Here is a 19,418-nt window from a genome sequence, read left to right on the forward strand (position 1 = left end):
AGGCAAAGGCCGGCCGCGCAGCCCTGCAAGGCGTCAGCCAATGACGCCGGTCGCGCGCAGCGTCATCAGGAAGAAGGTGCCGCTCATCATGCTCCAGAAGCAGGCGATGACGGTCGCCATCATCACGAACTCGAAGCGGCGGCTTTCGAGCCGCATGCCGCGCAGCGTATTGCGCATGATGATGAAGGGCGCGGCGAACACCAGGAACGGCACGGCCGCAAACGTCTTCGGCGCCACGCCCTCCTGCAGCAATCCGAAACCTGCGGGGCGCTGCGACAGCGCCTGGTAACCATTGGCGAGCGCGCCCGCGAGCGCAAAGCCGATGCAGATCGAGAAGAAGGTGTTGAGAGCTTCAGGTGTCATCGGAACAGTCCGCCCATACGCAACGCGAGGAGCCTTCCTGTGACAAATAGTGCCGGTTAACGCTACATTATCCTTAAGCGAAGGTTAACGACGCCGCCCGGCCTGCGCAGAGCCCCCGCCGCTCCTGGCAGCCCGGAACCTTCCGCGAAATCGCCGCCACGTGGCATATTCGCCGGTGATTCGTCGGCCATCGGCCGACCGGCCCCGGATCCCTTTGCGCGACCTCATGACGGTGTTTTCGGCAACCTCCCCTCGCTCTTCCAGGACGAATGCCAAGATGAGTGCCAAGGCGCGTGTCCGGACCCATCTCGTCCCGCTCGCGCTCACCGGTGTGTTCGCCGCGAGCGCGATCGGGCTGGTGGCCTATCTGTTGTGGCCGACCTGGAGCACGGGCGGCACTGACGCGCCGGACAAGCTGCCCGTCAGCGTCGGCGGCACGCTGTTCAACCTGCCGGTCTCCGCGATCCGGATGAAGATCCAGCGGCACTCCGGACCGCAGGAGCGCATCGATCTCGACTTCCTCTATCCCTCGCTGGAGGCACCGAGCGGGCCGACGCATGTCACCGCCGACACCGTCGACACGACGATGCAGCCGATCGACCGCATCTTGCTCTCGATCGCGGCGCATCACGACGCGCTCTCGCCCGAGCAGCGGACGACGACGATCTATCCGCGCTATCTCGACCAGGCTGCAACAGCACCGGACGACGGATTGACGATACGCGCCTTCCGCGGCGACACGCCCTATGGCGGTGAGGACCTTTATTCCGCTAGCTCACCCGCGCTCACCGCGCGCTGCATGCGCGATGCAGCCACGCCCGGCATGTGCCTGTCCGAGCGCCGTGTCGACGGCGCCGACCTCACCTTCCGCTTTCCGCGCAGCTGGCTGTCGCAATGGCGGGGCGTTGCGGAAGCGATGGACAAGCTGACCGCGCAGTTGCGCGGGCCGAAGGGCTGAGCGCGGCCGCCGTAGCAAGAAATCGAAAACAACCCCATGCACAGTAGCCAGGTGCCCGGAATGATTTCGTGTTTTCGATATTTCTCTTTTTTAGAATCCAGACTTGACCCGTCGGGCAAAACAGCGGCATGATGTCATCCTGCCGTGACTGGTTGAGCAGCCGCCGACAGTCCCAGGATGCTCCTGGGCCTGTCGGCGACGCCATGGTCAAGCCGCTGCGCCGTCATTCGGCTTTCAAGCCAAGCCCCCGTCGTACGTCAAACTACTGCTCCTTCTTGAACAGGTCCTGGAAGATGAGCGGGCCCCAAGTGCGGCCGCGTGCGTGCACCAGTGCGCCGCCCTCGTTGAGCTTTCCCAGCTTGACGGGTGCGAACCCCAGTTGTTTGGCCAAGGCCGCCACGGCAGCGATCGCGTCCTCGTCGTCACCAGACAGAAAGACGACGCGATGCACGCCCTCGACGACCGGATCGGCAGCCAGCTTGGCCGCAATCAGGTGATTGAAGCCTTTCACAAGCCTGGCGCCAGTGAACGCCTTCGCGACGATTGCGGAGGACGGGAAACTGTCCGGCTCGTCTCCAAACGCATTGGTGGCGTCGATGATCGTCTTGCCTTTCCAGCTCGGCAGAGCTCTCGCAACCTCACGATGCTCTCCGAACGGCATCGCCAGGAAGATCGTGTCGGCCTCGAGTGCCTCCCGCAGCGACTTGGCGACGACCTCCGGTCCAATCGCCCGGGCCTGCGGCGCCAACGCCTCGGGTGGCCGGCGGCTCGCGACGGTCACCTCGATGTTCTTACGGGCGAAGGCTCGGGCAAGGGCCTGGCCTATCTTGCCGAATCCTACAATCGCATAGCTCATGATATGTCTCCGATTTCAGATGGCCGAGAAGCCGCCATCGACAGACAGTTCCAGCCCATTCACGAAGCTCGAATCGTCTGACGCCAGGAACAGCGCGGCCGCCGCGATTTCCTCGGGACGCCCCATTTTTCCTCGCGGGATCAGGGATTCGAACATCCGCTTCGCTTCCTCAGTGAGAACCTGGTCCTGCATCGGTGTGGCGATCGGCCCCGGATGCAGCACGTTCACGCGGATATTCCTGCCCTTCAGCTCGTTGAGCCACCCGCGTGCGAATGCGTGCAACGCCGCCTTGCTCGCCGCATACACGCTGTAACCGGGAAAACCCTTCACCGAAGCAACCGATCCAGTCATGAAGATCGATCCGCCATCGCTGAACAGCGGCAACGCCTTTTGCACCGTGAACAGCGTGCCGCGCGTATTCAGGCCGAAGGTCGCATCGAAGTGCTGCTCGGTGATCTCGCCCAGTGGGACGGCTTCGCCCGTGCCGGCGCTCGCGTACAGGACGTCGATCTTGCCCTTGTCCCGCCTGACCGTGTCGAACAGACGGTCGAGGTCGTCGAGACTGGCGGCGTCGCCGCGCACGGCGGTTACGTTCCGGCCAATCAGCCTGACGGCCTCGTCGAGCGCTTCCTGCCTGCGGCCCGTGATGAAAACATAGGCGCCTTCTTCAACGAACCGCTTGGCGCTCGCCAGCGCCATGCCGCTCGATCCACCCGTGATGACTGCAACCTTACCTTCAAGCTTTCGCATAACTTCTCCATTGATCGGGACGGCATCCGCCCCCGAGAACCTCGACATGGGCCTGCAATCGTCGGGCGTTGAGTGCAGAAGCGCGCACATCGGTTGTGCGAAATCGATCCGGCCGGACCAATGAGTCGGCCGCGACGATCAGCGTCCACCGTCTGGAATTGAGCCGTGCTCGCGGGCATGGGCTATTGTCACCGCTCGTGCTACCCGCGGTCGAGAGGATGTCCGACGTGTTGGACACGAGCTCTGGAAGGGGCACCGGGCGGTGCCGGATTTCGTCATGATCGACTGGGATGACGTTCGCTACTTTCTTGCCGTCGCGCGCGGAGGCTCGGTGCGGGCTGCCGCCGAGCGGCTCGGCGTGAACCACTCGACAGTGCTGCGACATATCACCCAGCTCGATGAACGGCTCGGGGTGCACATGTTCGAAAAGCTGCCTTCGGGTTACCGCCTGACGGCTGCGGGCGAAGAGGTTCTCGAATTCGCGGAGCAGATGGAGGCCTCGTCCCGCCTGCTGGAGGCCCGCGTCCTGGGACGCGACCAGAGCGTGCGCGGACGTCTGCGGGTGACGCTGGCACCGCCCCTCGTGTCACACCTGCTCATGCCTGATTTCGCCGACTTCGCGCGTCTCCACCCTGATATCGAGATGGACATCCTGTCGTCCGGCGAACTGGCAAATCTGACCAACCGAGAGGCCGACGTCGCGATCCGCGTCGTTTACGACCGCAAGACTCTGCCGCTCAATCTTCACGGCCTCAAGGGGCCGGAGGTGTTCGGCGGCGTCTACATGTCCAGGGACCGACTGGCCGCGTGGCGTGACGGCGCGCCTGATCCTGTCAGGTGGATCGTCATCAGCAAGCATGGAATTCCGGATTGGGCCAGCGAGGGTGAGGTTCGCACCACGGGAGTTCCATTCAGGATCACGGACGCGGAGGCACAGATCGTTGCAGTACGGCAAGGGATCGGAATGACGACACTGCCGTGCTTCGTCGGTGATGCCGACCCGCTCCTGGTGAGGGTGCCGGGCACCGACCTGCACGCGTACGGAACGCTCTGGCTTCTCACCCAGGGCGATACGCGCAAGACGAAGCGCGTCCGGCTCTTCACTGAGTTCGTATCCCGCAGGCTCGCCGCGCACGGTCCGCTTCTTGCGGGACTGTCCGTGTCGCACGATTGATGCGAGCAGCGTGACGAGATGATCGCGCTCAATGGCACTGTGGAAGATCGACTTGAATGACCCGGCTGGAGGAAATGTGACTGATGTCACAGACCGCAAATTGCAATTGGCCATTCTTCGGATAATCTGGCGCAGATGCATTCGGGGGCTGGAATGCGGCTTCGGCTGTTTGGTTTCTTGATCGTTGCGGCTTGGCTTGCGACCTCGCTTGGGACCGGCTCTGCGCTGGCCGCCGAGAAGCGCGTCGCGCTGGTGATCGGCAATTCCGCCTACAAGAGCGCCCCGCGGCTCACCAATCCGGTGAACGATGCCACCCTGGTCGGTGGCATGTTCAAGACGGCCGGCTTCGACAATGTCGATGTCAAACTCGACCTCAATGCTGCCGACATGCGCAGGGCGCTGCGGGAGTTCGCGGGCCGGACCCGCGATGCTGGGGTTGCGGTCATCTACTATGCCGGACACGGCATTGAGCTCGACGGCACCAACTACCTGATCCCCACTGACGCCGTGCTGGAGACCGATGGTGACGTGCTCGACGAGACCGTTGCGCTCGACCGCGCGCTGTTCGCCGTTGAGCCGGCCAAGCAGCTGCGCCTCGTCATCCTGGATGCCTGCCGCGACAATCCTTTCGCCAAGACGATGAAGCGGACGGTCGCCTCGCGCGCGATCGGCCGCGGCCTTGCCAAGGTCGAGCCGACCAGCCCGAACACCATGATCGCCTTCGCGGCGAAGGCAGGCTCGACCGCCTCGGACGGCGATACCAGGAACAGCCCGTTTGCCAGCGCTCTGGTCGAACGCCTGCCGACGCCGGGGCTCGACCTCGGCAAGGCGTTCCGTTTCGTCCGCGACGACGTGCTCAAGGCCACCGGCAACAAGCAGGAGCCCTTTGTCTATGGTTCGCTCGGCGGCGACGACGTGTCGCTCGTTCCGGCGAAGCCTGTGGTCACTGCGCCCCAGGGCCCGCAAGCCAACCCTCAGGACAGCATCCGCCGGGACTACGAGCTGGCGCTGCAGGCCGGAAACCGCGACGCATGGGAAGCATTTTTGCAGGCCTATCCCGACGGCTTCTATGCCGGCCTTGCGCGTGCCCAACTGAAGAACGTTGCTGCCGAAGAGGCCCGCGCAGCCGCAGCGGCGAAAGCGCGCCAGGCGGAAGACGAAAAGGTGCGCCTTGCGGCTGAGCGCGCCGACAAGGTCGAGCAGGAGAAGGCGGCGGCCACCGCCAAAGCCGCGGAGAATGCCCGAATTGCCGCTGAAAAGGCCAAGCAGGCTGAGGAAGCCAAGGCGCTCGCGGCCGAGCAGCGCCGGAAGGATGCCGAGGCTGCCGTTGCCAAGGCGCTGGCCGACAAGCAGGCCGCCGAGAAGGCGCTCGCCGACAAGATCGCGAACGACAAGGCGGCCGCCGAGCTAGCCGCAAAACAGGCGGCGGAGAAGGCGCAGCGCGACGGCGAGCAGAAGGTCGCAGCCGTTGCTCCAAGCCAAACGCCCTCCTCTCTCTCGCCGCAAGAAACCAGCAAACTGGTTCAGTCCGAGCTGCGTCGGGTCGGCTGCCTGGCGGCCGCGGCCGATGGCGACTGGAATGCGTCGTCGCAGCGCTCGCTGACGCTGTTCAACAAATATGCCGGGACGAAGTTCGATGCCAAGCTCGCGAGCTTCGAGGCGCTCGACGCCATCAAGGCCAAGCCGGGCCGGGTCTGCCCGCTGGTGTGCGATCACGGCTTCAAAGCCGATGGCGATGCTTGCGTGAAGATCAGCTGCCGTGCCGGCTATCGCGTCAATAACGATAACGAGTGCGAGAAGGTGCCGGATAAGAAGCCCGTGGCAACGCGCGAGGATGCCAAGCCGCGGGACGATGAGAGAAAAAAGAGCGAGGCCACACCCGCTAAGCCGCAGGCAACCGGGCAGATCTACTGTGGCCAGGGTGGCTGCAGGCCGGTCCGGCCCGGCTGTCACCTCGAAGTGCTAGGTGGGCCTGCGGTCCTCGCTCGGGGCTCCAACAATGCAGGCGGCGCTGCCGGTTCCAGCGTCGAAGTTTGCAATTGAGAACGAGGGCTGCAATGGGCGCGCTTCGGTTTCTTGGTTTGCTCGTCCTCTCTGCCTGGCTCGGGTGCGGCTCGGCGCACGCCGAGAAGCGCGTCGCGCTCGTCATGGGCAACTCGGCCTACAAGAACGTGGCGAGGCTCGCGAACCCCACGAACGATGCCGCTCTGGTCGGCGGCATGTTCAAGAAGGCCGGCTTCGATACGATCGACGTCAAGCTCGACCTGAACGTGGTCGACATGCGCAAGGCGCTGCGCGAATTCGGCGGCAAGGCCCGCGAGGCCGACGTCGCGGTGGTCTATTATGCCGGTCACGGCATCGAGCTCGATGGCACCAACTACCTGATCCCGACCGATGCCGCCTTGGAGACCGATACCGACGTCCTCGACGAGGCCTTCCCGCTCGACCGGGTGCTGTTTGCGATCGAGCCGGCCAAGCAACTGCGCCTCGTCATCCTGGATGCCTGCCGCGACAATCCTTTCGCCAAGACGATGAAGCGGACGGTCGCCTCGCGCGCGATCGGCCGCGGCCTTGCCAAGGTCGAGCCGACCAGCCCGAACACCATGATCGCCTTCGCGGCGAAGGCAGGCTCGACCGCTTCGGACGGCGATACCAGGAACAGCCCGTTTGCCACCGCTCTGGTCGACCGCCTCCCGACGCCGGGGCTCGATCTGGGCAAGGCCTTTCGATTCGTGCGCGACGATGTGCTCAAGGCCACCGGCAACAAGCAGGAGCCCTTTGTCTATGGTTCGCTGGGCGGCGATGACGTGTCGCTCGTTCCGGCGAAGCCGGTCGCGGCTGGACCGCAGGCCAACCCCGACAGCGAAATCCGTCGCGACTACGAACTGGCCCTTCAGATCGGCACCCGCGACGTCTGGTCCTCCTTCATCAACCGTTACCCAAGCGGCTTCTACACCGACCTTGCCAAGGGCCAATTGAGCAAGATTGTCGCCGAAGAAACCCGGGCCGCCGCCGCGGAAAAGGCCAGGCAAGCCGAGGACGAGAAATCTCGGCTTGTCGCCGAGCGGGCCAAGAAAGCCGAACAGGACAAGGCCGCCGCGGCCGCCAAGGCCGCCGAGGACGCACGGCTGGCGGCGGAGAAGGCCAAGCAGATTGAGGAAGCCAAGGCAGCCGCAGCAGAACAGCGCAGAAAGGATGCCGAAGCCGCCGTTGCCAAGGCGCTGGCCGACAAGCAGGCCGCCGAGAAGGCGCTCGCCGACAAGATCGCGAACGACAAGGCGACCGCAGAACTGGCAGCGAAGCAGGCTGCGGACGCGAAAGCACGGGAAAGCGAACAGAAGGTTGCCGCCATTGCCCCGACGTCTTCACCGTCGAGCTTCTCTCCCCAGGAGACCGCGAAGCTGGTTCAGTCCGAGCTCCGCCGTGTCGGCTGTCTAGCGGCCGCCGCTGATGGTGATTGGAACGCATCATCGCAGCGCTCGCTGACGCTGTTCAACAAATATGCCGGAACGACGTTCGATGCCAAGCAGGCGAGCCTCAACGCGCTCGACGCCATCAAGGCAAAGTCCGGCCGCGTCTGCCCGCTGGTCTGCGACCACGGCTTCAAGGCCGATGGCGATGCTTGCGTGAAGATCGCGTGTCGTGCCGGCTATCGCATCAACGACGGCAATGAATGCGAGAAGGTGCAGGACAAGAAGCCGGTCGCAACCCGCGAAGATGCCAAGCCGAGGGACGCTGATCGCAAGCAAAAGGAGAGCGCACCGACCGCCCCGCAAGCGAAATCTTCCGGTCAGATGTACTGCGGACCAGCAGGATGCCGTCCAGTCAGGAGCGGATGCAGATTGGAAGAGGACCGACTTGGCCGTAACACTGCACTAAGTTCTGGTCGCATGCTTGAGGTATGCAACTGATGGCCGGCCTTGTCGAGCCGGACACGGCATGGAGCCTGCTTGATACGCTTCCTGGTGAAGACGCGGCCGTGACCGATATGAGCGATGCGACTGCCAACATGCCACCACGCCGAGCTGCTTGGACGCGAATGGCTCGGCTTCGACGACGCCGGGCAAGCGTTGATCCGCTTTCAGGCGCAGGTCGCGTTCACCAACAGGCACGGCACCATTCAGGGCGGATTCCTGGCGGCGATGCTGGACTCCGCGACCGGAGTTTGCGCTCTTGCAAAGCTCTCGCCTGACCTGACCGTGGTCACCAGGAGTCTGGATACGCGCTTCCACGGCGCGGCTGCGCATTCTGGCAAGGAAATAGGCTATGAGGCCGCAGATTCCACGGCTTCAGATCTATCATCCGTCATTGCGAGCGCAGCGAAGCAATCCAGAATCCCTCCGCGGAAAGACTCTGGATTGCTTCGCTGCGCTCGCAATGACGATGTGGAGAAAGCGTGTGCCCCCGGACACCATCAGCGCGTCTACGCGCCTCTTCGACGCGCTATGGCAGCGTCCCTACGACGGTGCGCTGCAGAGCCGGGGCCGGGGACGGGGATAGTGGGACTCGCAGAGAGTCCCCCTCACCTGAAATCCGCGCTGCGCGCGCATTTCGACCCCTCCCCGCATCCGCCTTCGCCCGAAGGCGGGCTTCGGCGGACAAGAGCGGGGCGAGGTGAAGGAACAACGACTATTCCTGGTCGACCAGATCGTCCTCGAGGATCGCCATCTGGAACTGGAACGAGCGATCATCGTCCTCGTCGTCGACGAAGAGAACGCCGATAAACTCCTCGCCGATATAGACCTCGGCGGAATCGTCCTTCTTCGGCCGCGGCACGACGCGGATCTTGGGATTGCCGAATACGCGCTTCAGATACGCGTCCAGCTTTCTGACTTCTTTGACGTCCACGGCAAGTCTCCGATCGAAATTGGTCGGCCGCGTTTTAGGACGAGACGCGGCGAACCGCCAGCATGAATTGCCAAAGAATTTGGGGACGAAAGGGCCGGAAAATCCGGCCCTTAAGGGAACGCAGGCTTAAAGTCCCATCGCGTTGATCATCTGGTCCATGGTGCGCGACGGCTCGGCGCAGCCGGCCTCGCCGACGATCTTGGCCGGCACGCCGGCGACCGTGACGTTGTGCGGCACGGGCTTCACCACGACGGAACCTGCCGCAATGCGCGCGCAATGGCCGATCTCGATATTGCCGAGGATCTTTGCGCCGGCGCCGATCAGCACGCCATGACGAATCTTCGGGTGACGGTCCTCGTTCTCCTTGCCGGTGCCGCCGAGTGTGACGCCGTGCAGGATCGAGACGTCGTCCTCGATCACAGCCGTCTCGCCGCAGACGAAGCCGGTGGCATGGTCGAGGAAGATGCCGCGGCCGATGCGCGCGGCGGGATTGATGTCGGTCTGGAACACCGCGGAGGCGCGGCTCTGCAGATAATACGCAAAATCCTTGCGGCCCTTCAGATAGAGCCAGTGCGCCAGGCGATGGGTCTGGATCGCATGAAAGCCCTTGAAGTAGAGCAAGGGATCGATGAAGCGCGAGGTCGCGGGATCGCGGTCGTAGACGGCGACGAGATCGGCGCGGAAGGCGTTGCCCAAATCAGGGTCCTCGCGCAGGGCCTCGTCATAGGTCTGGCGCACCAGGTCGCCCGACAGCGCCGAATGATCGAGCCGGTCGGCGAGACGGTGGATCACGGAATCCTCGAGGCGGCTGTGATGCAGCACGGTCGAGTAGATGAAGGTCGCAAGCTCGGGCTCGCGGTGGACGATGTCCTCTGCCTCGCCACGGATCCGGTCCCAGATTGGATCGAGCGAAGCGAGCTTTCCTCCCGGATTGACCTGATGCACTGCCATGATTTTCTCTTTGGGATCTGCTCTTCGGTGTTGGCCTTATAGCACAGTGTAGGCGACAAAGTCCTGACGGGCTTGCCTGAGAGTGAACTGCGCCTTGCTTCGTGGAAGCACGCCAACGCATTGAAACACAACAGATTCTTCTGGTGCCCCCAGGCGGCAAGGTCGGCTTGAAATGGTCAGAGTCTCGCCAAATTCAAGCCGGGTGGCGTCAAACTATTGGTGAATTTCGTCCCGACCCTCATCGCGGGCATGGTCCTGATGACCGGGAGCCGTTTTGAGCATCATCACCGAACAATCGCGCGCGCGGGCCGCGGGGACGCTTTGGCTGCGGCTGGCGGCGCTGGCTCTGCCCCTGCTCATGATCGCGCCGGCGTTCTGGAACGGCTATCCGCTGTTGCAATGGGATACCGGCGGCTATCTGGCGCGCTGGTACGAGGGCTATCTCGTCCCCAGCCGCTCGACCGTGTTCGGCCTCTATCTGCACTACGGCGAGAGCTTCGGATTCTGGATCAACCTTGCGATCCAGTCGCTGGCGACGCTGTGGCTGTTGCAACTGACGTTGCGCGTCCTCTCGATGATGCAGACGGCCCGCTTCGTCGCCATCAGCCTGCTGCTGATCGTGTCGACGGCGTTGCCCTGGCTCGCCAGCATGCTGCTCACCGACATCTTCGCCGGGCTGTCGGTGCTGTCGCTGTTTCTGCTGATCGTCGGCGGCAGTCGCATCTCGGGGTTCGAGAAGGCCGCGCTGTTCGTCTTCACCGCTTTTGCGGCCGCAACCCATAGCGCCACGCTCGGCGTGCTGCTCGGGCTCTGCGCCGTCGGCTGGATGGTGCGGCCGTGGCTTGGGCCGTCTCTTGGGCCCCGTCTGCCGATGTCAGGTCTTGCCCAGGCGAGCCTGACCATCGTCGCGGGCGGGATGATGCTGATCGCGGCCAACCACGCGCTATCAGGCAAATGGGCCTGGACGCCCGGCGGCACCGGCGTCGCCTTCGGCCGCATGATGCAGGACGGCATCGTTGCGCGCTTCCTTGGCGATCATTGCCCGCGCGAACACTTCAAGCTCTGCCCCTATCGCAACGAATTGCCTGATACCGCCGACGAATTCCTGTGGGGCAAGAGCATGTTCAACACGCTCGGCCGCTTCGACGGCCTGGGCGACGAGATGGGCACCATCGTCGAGCGATCGCTCGCCGACTATCCGGCCTGGCAGCTAGGCGCCGCGCTGCGGGCGATGGGCCGGCAATTGCTGCATGTGGCGACCGGCGAAGGCGCCAGTGTGTGGATCCCGCACACCTACGGCATCATCGAGCGCTATATCCCGGCGCAGGTCGCGCCGATGCGGGCGGCGCGCCAGCAGAACTGGGAGCTCGATTTCGACACCATCAACCGGCTGCACGTGCCCGTCGCTCTGGTCTCGATGCTGGGGCTGCTCGCGCTGCTGGGACACGCGCTCGCTTATCGCCGGCTCGACGACCTGACGCTGCTGGCGGCGACCGTGACGCTGGCCCTGCTCGGCAACGCCTTCATCTGCGGCGTGATCTCAGGGCCGCACGATCGCTACGGCGCCCGCATGGTCTGGCTTGCGACCTTCGTGGTGCTGATCGCGCTGTTTCGCGCATTCGGCGACGAGGAGACGTCACCCTCGGCGTGACAGGAAATCCAGCACGCCCGATTTGTAGACCTTGTCACCGACCGCGCGCATGTGATCGCGGCCGGGAATATCAAGCACCTCCGATCCCGGGATGATCGCACCTAACGCGCTGGCGCTTCCCGCGACGTCATCGGTCGAGCCGACCGCGATCAGCACGGGCACGTCGATCCGTGCGGCCTCTTGCCTCGTCATGAGATCGCGCGTGCCACGCAGGCAGGCGGCCAGCGCCACGCGGTCGGAGCGGGTCTGGTCCGCAAACGCACGAAAGGTGCGGCCGACGGGATCGCTGACGTCGTCGAGCGAGGGCGCCTCCAGCGCCTTGGCGACGTTCTCGCCAGGACCTGTGCCCTCGATCAGGCCGCCGATGCCGATGCCGCCGAGGATCGCCGAGCGCAGGCGCTGCGGCTCATTGAGGCCGAGCCAGGCCGTCATCCGCCCGCCCATCGAATAGCCCATGATGTCGGCCTGCGGGATGGCGAGATGATCCATCAGCGCCAGCACGTCGCCCGCCATGGTGGGAATCGAATATTGCGCGGGATCGTAGAGCTTGGCGCTCTCGCCATGGCCGCGATTGTCCAGCGCAATGACGCGGCGGCCGTTCTTGCGCAGCTCCGAGACCCAGGTCGGATAGACCCAATTCACGTTCTTGCTGGAGGCAAAACCGTGCACCAGGATGATCGGATCGCCCTCGCCTTCGTCGAGATAGGCAATTTCAACGGCGCCGTTGTGAAAGCTCGGCATCAGCAGGTCCACAATGTTGCAGGGGAAGTTCGATCTTAGGCGGTCGGGAGCGCGCTGGCCAGAGCAGCCTCAGCTGCAATCTGCGCCCGGCGAAGCCGCCGGGCCCGTCTGCGATCGCACCATGCCTGCGTCAGGCGCTCCGTGGTCGCCTTGATCGAGGATATTAGGCCGAACAGCGTCAGCGCCGCACCGAACAGCCACAGCGTCAGATCGAACGCGCCGCCGACGAGCAGCAATGCACCGCGCCCCAGCACCTTCATGATCGCGCGCGTCTTGCCGCCCTGCGCTTCCGCCAGCCGCGCCGCGCGCGCGACGTCCTTGGGCCCCTCGGCAATGCGCAAGCTCTCCATGGCGCCGCGCGTCCCTGATTTCTCGGCGACGCGCGTGACGTCCTTGCCGAGCCGGACCAGCGCACCGGCCTTCTCGACGCGGAATGCGGCCTTGATTGCGCTCACGGTCTCACCCGGGCGGAACACCGAACCCTTGGCGACCGCGTTCTGCAGCATCGGTGCGTCGACCATTTCGCGCGCGGACCGGCCGGCCCATGCGGCGAGACCCTCGCCGAGCCGCCCGACCTTGCGGGCATCCTTCACCAGCGTCAGCCCGGCACGAACGGGCGCGGCGCCGCCGGCGGACATGTAGGTCACGGCGGTGACCGCAAGACCTGCGGTGGCAAGCCCGAGCACCAGGCGATCGGTATCCTCACCCATCGCAAGATGCTTGCCCTCGCGCACGACGTCCCTGATATCGCCGATCACGAAAAGATCGCCCGCGACCGTCCCTGACAGGCTCGCGACATCATCGGCATTGCCGGTGACGAGACCGGTGGCGAAGCGCTTGGCGAAATGCGAGGTGGAATTCTCGATCTTGACCGCGTCGCTGACCCTGCTGAGCACATCGTCGGGCAGCGCGATGTTGCGATCACGCGCGAGCACAACAAAGCTGTCGGCGAGATCGGCATCACCAGCCCTCAGCGCAGCCTCGATATTGTCCTGAACCAGGCGATCGTTATTCGCGAGGGCCTCATCGAGCTTGAGCTCGGACAGCGCCGCGGGATCATCCTGTGCGGCGAGAATGGCGCCGGCCTGCCGGGCATGCGGTGCTACCTGCGCGAGCACAAGGCTGCATGCAGCAATTCCTGCCAATGCGAAGCTGATTCGCAGCCACTTCATGCTGAAAGCCGGGACATTGGCAGAATCATTTTGCGCCTGACGGTTCGTCTTTCGTCGCGAATTCGCGTGTCCGAGACAGATAGTATGCCCAAATTGCGACACAACGTCCCCGACGAAAGAAGGGCTTCTCTGAAGCGACAAGATTGTGTCGAATTTGCATGAGCAAATGAGCATGGGGCAATTGCGAACCTTTCGGTTCCGTCGGGCTAGCAATCACTTGCACCCATCAGTATGGTCCGCCGCGTCAATAATATGCCGCGTCACTGCTGATTGTGTCTGCCGCCATTGCCACTCCAGGATGAACTACGATGTCCGACCATGTCGTCCCGCACTTCCATAACGATGCCGGTGTCCCCGTCATCGAGATCGGCTCGCAAGAGTTCATGTGCGTCGGCGCCAACCCTCCGTTCGATCACCCGCACGTGTTCCTGGACCTCGGCAACGACAACGAGATCATCTGCCCGTATTGCTCGACGCTGTACCGCTTCGCCGCCGACCTGAAGGCGGGCGAAGCCCGCCCGCCCGAATGCGTCTTGAAGGACAAGGTGGCCTGACCGCTTCGTTCGGTCAGGGGTGGCCCTCCCGCGAACGATCGTCATTGCCGGTGCCGGGATCGGAGGATTGACGGCTGCGCTTGCGCTCGCTGAGCGCGGGTTTCGCATCGTCGTGCTGGAAAAGGCCGAGCGGCTCGAGGAGGTCGGTGCGGGCCTGCAGCTCTCCCCCAATGCCAGCCGCGTGCTGGTCGAGCTTGGTCTCGCCGACCGGCTCAAGCTGCGCGCCGTGGTTCCGGAAGCGGTCTCAATCATGAGCGCGCGCGCCGGCGGCGAGCTGTTGCGGATGCCACTCGGCGAAGCGGCATCAGCGCGCGCCGGGGCCCCCTATTGGGTGGTGCACCGCGCCGACCTGCAATCGGCGCTCGCGGGTGCTGTCGCCGATCATCCCGATATCGATCTGAAGCTGGGCGCGACCTTCGAGGATGTCGCGCCTCACGCCAAGGGACTGGCGGTCGTGCATCGCAGCGGCACCATCAGGCGCAGCGATCTTGCCAGCGCGCTGATCGGCGCCGACGGCATCTGGTCGACGGTGCGCCAGCATCTGTTTCCCGAGGTGCAGCCGCGCTTCGCCGGGCTGATCGCCTGGCGCGGCACACTGGATGCCACGCAATTGCCGAAGGATTTTACGGCGCGGCGGGTGCAGCTCTGGATGGGCGCGAATGCGCATCTGGTCGCTTACCCCATCGCGGGCGGCCGCCAGCTCAACGTGGTGGCAGTGCTGCCGGGCACCTGGAACAGGCCGGGCTGGAGCACGCCGGGCGATCCGTTCGAGCTGATGGAGGCCTTCGCCGCGCCGCGCTGGCCGCCGACGGCGCGGATGATGCTGGCCACCGTCGACAGCTGGCGCAAATGGGCGCTGTTCGGCGTGCCCGACGGATGCCCCTGGAGCCGGGGCCCGGTCGCGCTGCTCGGCGATGCCGTGCATGCGATGCTGCCGTTTGCCGCGCAGGGTGCCGGCATGGCGATCGAGGATGCGGCCGTGCTCGCCCGGCATCTGAGCCTCGACGGCGCCGAGGACGCGGGCAGCGTCGCCGCAGCGCTGAAGCAATATGGCGAGGCGCGTCAGGCCCGTGTCAGGAAAGTGCAGCGGACCGCGCGGCAGCAGGGCCGCATCTATCATCTGGGCGGTCCCTTCGCGCTCGCGCGTGATCTCGTGATCCGCGCGCTGGGACCCGAGCGCATGCTGGCGCGGCAGGACTGGATCTACGGCTGGCGTCCGTGATGCGAACGCCGCGGCGCGTTAGCGCTTCGGCGCGGGCTTGATGTCCGGCCGCTGAGGTGCGGTGGTCGCCGGCGTCATATTGGGCGGCGTTTCCCGGCACCGGTTGCGGCGCCAGGCGTCTTCGGCCAGCTGCGCCGAGCCGCGGACCGCGACGTAATCATTGCGATAGGCCAGCTCGGACACGACAGCGCCGCCAGTCCCGGTCTCGGCCTTGTCCATCAGCCTCTGCAAATCCGCGGTACGGGTGGCGAGCAACTTGCGCTCCGCCTCGAGCTGCTTGCAGTCGTACAATTCGTATTTGGCGGGATCGGCGAAGGCCGGAGCGATGGTCTCGCTCATGCCGGCACAGCCTGCTAGCGCGAAGCCGGCCACGACCAGCGCGGCAACCGCGCAAGGCGCGCGCGAGGAAGAGAAAGGCGAAGCAGGCATGGGTCGCAAAATAGTCCTTCGTGAATTGAGAATGCCTAAAGCAGGGCCAGATGTCCGGATTGAGGCTTTGCCTTGTACCGCCGGCTCGCTCAAGGAAGCCCCCTGTGCGGCCGAAGCGCCAATTCCAGACGGCTGGAGGGGGCTTAAATGTTTGATCTCGTTGGATCAAGCGGGCATGGCGGAATTGGTGGACGCAAGGGATTTAAAATTAGCCACATCCGAAAACAGCCCGGCGCATTGTCGGCGCAGCCGGTACCGATCTCGCCCTAGCACCCCGTCTTTAGAACGTGCCCGATTTCGATTGGTGTACAGTCCTCTTGGCTCGCAGCCCTGATCTCGATCACCACCAAACACGCAACCAGGGCGAAGAGAGCCACGCCCACAACAAACACTTTCATTGCATTCCAAATCCCGCATTCCGGCGCGGCTTCTGCCACAACCTGCAGGCGAGCGCCACCCTGCCGCTGGTACGGTGGTAAACGAGCCGCATCACGTTGACGTGTATTCGACGCGCAGGCCGTACTCCAAACAGGGGACGGCGCTACCTATCGGGACTTCGACCTCGCCACTCAAACCGGCACAACGACAAGGCGCAGCTCTACGCGTTCGACTGCCTGGCGCTTGATTGCTGGCGCGCAACGTCGGCCTGCGCGGGCAGACCAATTTCGACAGCAGTGCGCTATCGCGCCCGCAAGAACAACAAATGGGTGAACCTGTGTCTAACCGGAGGGTTTTTCCGTCGAACGGGTTGCCCTCCGCGCCGAAACATCGTTATAGATCAATCATGCGGGCATGGCGGAATTGGTAGACGCAAGGGACTTAAAATCCCTCGGCGCGCAAGCGCTGTGCCGGTTCGATTCCGGCTGCCCGCACCACCTGCTCCGGCGTTGCCGGCTGCGCCTGCAGCATGATCCAGAAGCACACGAGCGCGATTCCCAGCTGATCAAAGCCATCTATGAAGACATAACCCGTGATCGACGCCAGCGCCGGGAGGCCGACCGCGATCGTCAGGACCACGGCAAGCCCGACCGTGGGAAGATCGACGACGAGAATGGCGGCGTAGAGCGCGACATCGAAGAAGGCATATTCCTTCAGCCGCGGCGCGCAGAGGTAGAGCGCATACATCGCCAGCACGACGAGGCGCGTTGCCGCGACGGGATGCTCAATCAGCCAGCGGTCGAACCACTTCAGGGGTGATCTTGCGTCGGCCGGCCCGTGCGCGGCAACCATGCGCCAGACCGTAAGGGCGAACGGCGCGATCACGAGCGCCACCGCAGCGAAGCCATAAAGCAAGGCGACGACCAGCTTGCTGCCGACGAGTCCGAGATGATCCGCAAGGGTGAGCGCGAGGAACAGGAGCGACGGATTGACGTCGTCACCTGGCGAATGTTGCCCCGGGATCTGGCCGGAGATCGCGCTAAGCCAGCTCGGAAACAGGTTTGCGTAAAACACCGCCGAGATCAGAACCGGCAGCGCGAACGCGCCGGCCGCAACCGCAATCAGCATCAGCTTGCGCGAACGCCGCAGCGGCAAGAGGTAGAGCGCAGCGAGGATCGGACAGTAGACTAGCTTGAACGAGGTCAAAAGGCCGAGCAGCACAGCCCCGGCAAATTGCAGCAGCAAGCTCTTGTTCCCCTGCCCTTTGCAGCGAGCCGGACGCAGCAGAAGAGCCAACGCCACAGAGGTCAGCAGGCCGCTCAGAATCGCAAAATTGCCGGTCGCCAGAATCCATTCCAGCCCGACGAAGCCGCCCAGCACGAAGATGAGCCGTAACGCGCTATCGCGGAGGCTTCGGCGGCTGCCGCCAAGGCCGGGCAACGCCAACGCGCACAGGATGGCAAGAACGACATAGATGACCTTGTAGTGGGCAACCAGGACGCCGCCGGCACAGAGCGGACGAAACGCGTCCAGCGTCACGGGCAGATAGGGATAGGAATACTTCGTGTCCTTGAGGTTCTTGATGACATAGGGATCAAGCCCGGCGATATAGGCATCGACGGCGGCGCAGTTCACCCGCGCGTCCCAGCCGAAGGTCTCGTCCATGCCGAGATAGATCGCGGTGGCGGCAGCAACCAGCACGGCCGTGATCACGATGAGGCGGGTCAGCCAGCTCGCGCCTGGCGCACCTGTCGCAAGTGGCCGCCCCGTGGCGGCAATGGATGGAGCACCGCCGCTGTTCATGGCACCAACTCTTCCCGTTCGTCGCGCGCCGGCATGCTGTGAAAATCGAACAGCATGGTCCAAAAGCAAACCAGCGCGATGGCGAGCAGAGCGAAGCTGCCCTCGAACGCAATGCCGGCGATCGATGCCATCGCGGGGATGGCTATGGCGACGGTCAAGACCATGGCGAGCGCCGGCGTCGAAAGATCGACGACGAGGACGGCAAGATAGAGCGCCAGCTCGAAGAAGGCATATTCCTTGATGCGCGGCGAGCACAGATAGAGCGCAAACATCGCAAGCACGGTGACGCGCATGGCCGCTTGCGGGTGATTCATCAGCCAGCGGTCCAGCTCTGCCAGGAATGATGCTCTCACGGCGGCAATTCCAATCCCGAGCGCGCGCAGCAACACCAGGGCAAAGGGTGCGATCACGAGCGCGCATGCGGCAAGCGCGTAGATCGCGAACTCGATCGGCCTGTCGTCCGCGAGCCCGATATGGTCCATGAGTTTCCGCGCAACCAGAAGCAGCGATGGATTGATCTCCTCCAGATGGACCGAATGCTGGTTCGGAATCTGTCCCTTGATCGCGAGCAGCCAGCTCGCGAACAGCTCCGGATAGAATACCACCGAGATCAGGATCGGTAGCACGAACCCGAAGCCGGCCACCGCGAGAAGAGCGAGTTTCCGGGCCCGTGGCAGCGGCAGGAAGTAAACTGCGGCCAGGACGGGGCAGAACACCAGCTTGAACGACATGACGAGACCGAGCAGCGCAGCGCCGGCGGCGCGCATCTTCAAGTGCCTGTTGTCACCCACTCCCGCATGGAGCAACAGCGCCAGCGCGACCGCCGTCAAGAACCCGCCCAGAACCGCAAAATTGCCGGAAGCCAGCACCCATTCGAAACCAACGAATGCACCGAGCGCACAGAGGACCTTGAGGCCGACATCGCGCAAACAGGCACGCGAGCTGCGTAGTCCAGGAAGGAGCAAGCCGCAGAGCGCCGCGAGGACCAGATAGAGGCCCCTGTAGTGATCGACCAGAAGGCCGCCTGCGCAAAACGGACGGAACGCGTCAAGGGTCGCCGGGAGATAGGGATAGGAGTAGGAGGTGCCCTTCAGGTTCTTGACGAAATAGGGATCGAGCCCCGCGACATGCGCATCGACTGCCGCACAATTGACGCGGGCGTCCCAGCCGTAGCCCGTACCCAGCGCCGTGTCGTTGGCAAGATTGTAGAGCGCCAGCAGGGTGACGATCGCGATCAGGGAACCGAGCCAGACACGCTTCGCAGCCGTGTCGGCCGACGGCCCCAACCATCGTGTCGCACCTGTGACGTCGGACACCGCAAAACCTGTCTGCTGCTCGATTTCCCCGGCGCCTGATCCGGCGTCCAGTCAGCACACAGTGGACAGCATAGTGTTGCGGATTCATCTCCCCAGACGGTTGTCGCCGCTGTTATGGTGAATCCCTGGTTTCCGACTTCTACAGCGGACGGCAGCTCAACCTGAGGCTGATCCATCGCGATCTCGATTATGTCGAGACCGCCGTGATGGTCCTGGACCTCATCGAGCGGGCCCGACGCACGCGCTGACGCC

General features: G+C 64.2%; 17 protein-coding genes and 1 tRNA gene. 9 read left to right on the plus strand and 9 right to left on the minus strand.

The window, feature by feature from the left end; all coding sequences use genetic code 11:
- Nucleotides 1–33 precede the first annotated feature (33 nt).
- Nucleotides 34–363, minus strand: coding sequence for a DUF6949 family protein (locus tag XH98_RS05275; RefSeq protein ID WP_057744356.1), 330 nt, complete (start codon nucleotides 361–363; stop codon nucleotides 34–36).
- A gap of 226 nt (nucleotides 364–589) precedes the next feature.
- On the opposite strand from XH98_RS05275, the gene XH98_RS05280 reads away from it, so the two are divergent.
- Nucleotides 590–1,321 (plus strand): hypothetical protein, encoded by a 732-nt coding sequence (locus XH98_RS05280; RefSeq protein ID WP_271617999.1) that lies wholly within the window; start codon nucleotides 590–592, stop codon nucleotides 1,319–1,321.
- A 262-nt stretch (nucleotides 1,322–1,583) separates the two neighbouring features.
- On the opposite strand, the gene XH98_RS05285 is transcribed toward XH98_RS05280, so the two are convergent.
- Nucleotides 1,584–2,177: an NADPH-dependent F420 reductase gene (locus tag XH98_RS05285; protein ID WP_271618000.1), complete on the minus strand. Its 594-nt coding sequence runs from the start codon at nucleotides 2,175–2,177 to the stop codon at nucleotides 1,584–1,586.
- Nucleotides 2,178–2,192: 15 nt separating this feature from the next.
- Nucleotides 2,193–2,927, minus strand: a complete 735-nt coding sequence (locus XH98_RS05290) for an SDR family NAD(P)-dependent oxidoreductase (RefSeq protein WP_271599203.1) — start codon at nucleotides 2,925–2,927, stop codon at nucleotides 2,193–2,195.
- A 277-nt stretch (nucleotides 2,928–3,204) separates the two neighbouring features.
- On the opposite strand from XH98_RS05290, the gene XH98_RS05295 reads away from it, so the two are divergent.
- From XH98_RS05295 to XH98_RS05305, 3 genes are all read left to right on the plus strand, one after another.
- Complete coding sequence (locus XH98_RS05295) at nucleotides 3,205–4,101, plus strand: LysR family transcriptional regulator (protein ID WP_271618001.1); 897 nt, start codon at nucleotides 3,205–3,207, stop codon at nucleotides 4,099–4,101.
- A 153-nt stretch (nucleotides 4,102–4,254) separates the two neighbouring features.
- On the plus strand, nucleotides 4,255–6,144 hold the full coding sequence (locus XH98_RS05300) for a caspase family protein (protein ID WP_271618002.1): 1,890 nt from the start codon (nucleotides 4,255–4,257) through the stop codon (nucleotides 6,142–6,144).
- 14 nt (nucleotides 6,145–6,158) lie between these two features.
- Nucleotides 6,159–8,012, plus strand: coding sequence for a caspase family protein (locus XH98_RS05305; protein WP_271618003.1), 1,854 nt, complete (start codon nucleotides 6,159–6,161; stop codon nucleotides 8,010–8,012).
- 718 nt (nucleotides 8,013–8,730) lie between these two features.
- Here the strand turns inward: XH98_RS05305 and XH98_RS05310 are convergent.
- A complete protein-coding gene (locus XH98_RS05310; RefSeq protein ID WP_007602550.1) occupies nucleotides 8,731–8,949 on the minus strand; it encodes a DUF3126 family protein in 219 nt (72 codons plus the stop codon).
- A 126-nt stretch (nucleotides 8,950–9,075) separates the two neighbouring features.
- Nucleotides 9,076–9,900 (minus strand): serine O-acetyltransferase, encoded by an 825-nt coding sequence (gene cysE / locus XH98_RS05315; RefSeq protein WP_057740949.1) that lies wholly within the window; start codon nucleotides 9,898–9,900, stop codon nucleotides 9,076–9,078.
- 274 nt (nucleotides 9,901–10,174) lie between these two features.
- On the opposite strand from cysE, the gene XH98_RS05320 reads away from it, so the two are divergent.
- Nucleotides 10,175–11,551, plus strand: coding sequence for a hypothetical protein (locus tag XH98_RS05320; protein ID WP_271618004.1), 1,377 nt, complete (start codon nucleotides 10,175–10,177; stop codon nucleotides 11,549–11,551).
- Here XH98_RS05320 and XH98_RS05325 read toward each other — a convergent pair.
- Nucleotides 11,537–12,292 (minus strand): alpha/beta fold hydrolase, encoded by a 756-nt coding sequence (locus XH98_RS05325; protein ID WP_271618005.1) that lies wholly within the window; start codon nucleotides 12,290–12,292, stop codon nucleotides 11,537–11,539. The genes XH98_RS05320 and XH98_RS05325 overlap by 15 nt on opposite strands.
- A gap of 35 nt (nucleotides 12,293–12,327) precedes the next feature.
- A complete protein-coding gene (locus XH98_RS05330; protein ID WP_271618006.1) occupies nucleotides 12,328–13,464 on the minus strand; it encodes a hypothetical protein in 1,137 nt (378 codons plus the stop codon).
- A gap of 308 nt (nucleotides 13,465–13,772) precedes the next feature.
- Between XH98_RS05330 and XH98_RS05335 the strand changes: the two genes are divergently transcribed.
- Entirely contained in the window at nucleotides 13,773–14,018 is a 246-nt protein-coding gene (locus tag XH98_RS05335) for a zinc-finger domain-containing protein (protein WP_007602543.1), read from the plus strand.
- A gap of 19 nt (nucleotides 14,019–14,037) precedes the next feature.
- On the plus strand, nucleotides 14,038–15,240 hold the full coding sequence (locus XH98_RS05340) for an FAD-dependent monooxygenase (protein WP_271618007.1): 1,203 nt from the start codon (nucleotides 14,038–14,040) through the stop codon (nucleotides 15,238–15,240).
- 18 nt (nucleotides 15,241–15,258) lie between these two features.
- On the opposite strand, the gene XH98_RS05345 is transcribed toward XH98_RS05340, so the two are convergent.
- Nucleotides 15,259–15,669 carry a twin-arginine translocation pathway signal gene (locus XH98_RS05345; protein WP_271618008.1) on the minus strand — a complete coding sequence of 137 codons (411 nt, stop codon included), beginning with the start codon at nucleotides 15,667–15,669 and terminating at the stop codon, nucleotides 15,259–15,261.
- Between the two features lie 786 nt (nucleotides 15,670–16,455).
- On the opposite strand from XH98_RS05345, the gene XH98_RS05350 reads away from it, so the two are divergent.
- Both XH98_RS05350 and XH98_RS05355 read left to right on the plus strand, forming a co-directional pair.
- Nucleotides 16,456–16,544 (plus strand) — tRNA-Leu (locus XH98_RS05350).
- A 340-nt stretch (nucleotides 16,545–16,884) separates the two neighbouring features.
- Nucleotides 16,885–17,238 carry a hypothetical protein gene (locus tag XH98_RS05355; RefSeq protein ID WP_271618009.1) on the plus strand — a complete coding sequence of 118 codons (354 nt, stop codon included), beginning with the start codon at nucleotides 16,885–16,887 and terminating at the stop codon, nucleotides 17,236–17,238.
- Nucleotides 17,239–17,846: 608 nt separating this feature from the next.
- Here XH98_RS05355 and XH98_RS05360 read toward each other — a convergent pair.
- Nucleotides 17,847–19,166, minus strand: a complete 1,320-nt coding sequence (locus tag XH98_RS05360) for a hypothetical protein (RefSeq protein WP_271618010.1) — start codon at nucleotides 19,164–19,166, stop codon at nucleotides 17,847–17,849.
- Nucleotides 19,167–19,418 lie beyond the last annotated feature (252 nt).

The sequence above is a fragment of the Bradyrhizobium sp. CCBAU 51745 genome, from assembly GCF_028128715.1.
GTDB lineage: Bacteria > Pseudomonadota > Alphaproteobacteria > Rhizobiales > Xanthobacteraceae > Bradyrhizobium > Bradyrhizobium manausense.